Raw genomic sequence first — 1,535 nt, forward strand, 5'->3', positions numbered from 1 at the left:
CAACGCGATCGGCACTGCCGAGGTCGTCCGCGTGGCCTGAGCCTGAACGGGAAAGGGGCACTCACGCCTCGGGCCGCCTTTCTACAACAACGCCTGTCACTGAGAGACGCCATCCGTGCTCGGAGCGGCAATGGACTGTAATGAGCCAGAGTGTGAAATCCTGCAGCTCGCTAAAATGTCCGCTTAGGGCATGACTAATTGCATCTAAAAGGGAATTTCGTCTCCGTCCTCAAACCCGGTAGACACTCCTAAATTTTCAGTATGTTCAACAATGAACCGTGCTCGTTCGTAAAGCTCGTCAAAGGTTAGGATTTCGGGTAGACGTAGGTTTCGGCGGAAACCCTCGAATGCTTGGTAGCGCGAGGCATTCACGCCATGCTCGGATTGGAACTGGGAAAGGCATCCTATCACTAGAAATGATCTTGGTTGGACCGACATCAGCTCCTCTCCTGTTGGGTTGCCTTGGTCGTCGGAGAAACGGTGATATGTATCCAGTACATCCGTTGCTGTTCGTAGTGTCTCTTGGCACTGAGCAACCGCCCCGCTTAGCTCCGCCGAAGGCACCCAAGTTCCAGAACGATACTCGTTGCTTTTCAGAAGCTGGGTCGAACTCTTCTTTATCTCCACAAGGCATAACGCGCTTACCGCAGCGCGAGTTTTCATGATTCCGTCTGGGATCTTGCCAGGAGCGATGAGACTGGAACCGCGGATTGTCTGTTGAAGCGCGCGACCATCCAATCCGGTTGCAAAAATGTAACTCAACCCATAGCCAAATATCCACTGGTTGCGCTCAAAGAAGTCTTGCCAAGCCTTTTCTGAAGCATCCTCAGCATTGTCGAGCAAGTCCGAGAAAACCTTCAGTTGCTCTCGGCGAAACGCGAGAGCCACAACATCTTCGCTCGTTATCTGGCTGCGCGCAAATTCGGCAACCAGGTCGGGGCGATCTCGAAGTAACCTTCGAGCCTCATCGTCTGGCATATACACAAGGCGCAAGTCATCTTCATTAACATTGAATTTAGCAGGGCTCGGAATCTCTAAGCGTCGAATACTCTCCAAGAACTCCACCAGCTTGGAGATTTGCTCGCCGTACAGCACAACCTGATCACCCATCGGATTACCAGTCTTGGTGCTCCACCTCTGAATATGAAGATGGGATATTCTCCTTTCATCTTCAAAAAACTTCGCCTTAATTTGTTGGATGCCTGTATCGGTTTCATGAAGGACGAACTCGTCGCCGCTTTTGACAAGCTCTTTCAATGGCCCGGCCTCGAACCTTTTCCGGCCATACCGAATGTCTGTTTCATTCCCCGGATAGCTAAATCTCTTTGAAATATAGAGCCTACGCGGATCACGCTTTTGAGCATCTTCAAATTCCCTGAAATCAATTTCCGACATTTAACGTTCCAGAGTCTTGTCCTACACCGATCATAGAGCTTCAGAGGGGCGTTGTTGCAGAACTCAGCCGGTGAAGGATTCACATCGGGAATTCATGCGGTTAGACGAGGTACATGAGCAAGCCCAAGCCCGCCCGCTAC

The 1,535-nt window shown here is 51.1% G+C and carries 1 protein-coding gene; it reads right to left on the reverse strand.

All coding sequences use genetic code 11. The features are described 5' to 3' along the window. Positions 1 to 204: 204 nt before the first annotated feature. Complete coding sequence (locus BM075_RS24050; protein WP_093363126.1) at positions 205 to 1,395, reverse strand: Shedu immune nuclease family protein; 1,191 nt, start codon at positions 1,393 to 1,395, stop codon at positions 205 to 207. Positions 1,396 to 1,535: the final 140 nt, after the last annotated feature.

Origin of the sequence: Tropicimonas isoalkanivorans (assembly GCF_900112335.1) — a bacterium.
Classification (GTDB): domain Bacteria; phylum Pseudomonadota; class Alphaproteobacteria; order Rhodobacterales; family Rhodobacteraceae; genus Tropicimonas; species Tropicimonas isoalkanivorans.

Bases quoted from the DNA above. Each gene is read 5' to 3' on its own strand.
- BM075_RS24050 (WP_093363126.1), bottom strand. From the start codon at position 1,395: ATGTCGGAAATTGATTTCAGGGAATTTGAAGATGCTCAAAAGCGTGAT.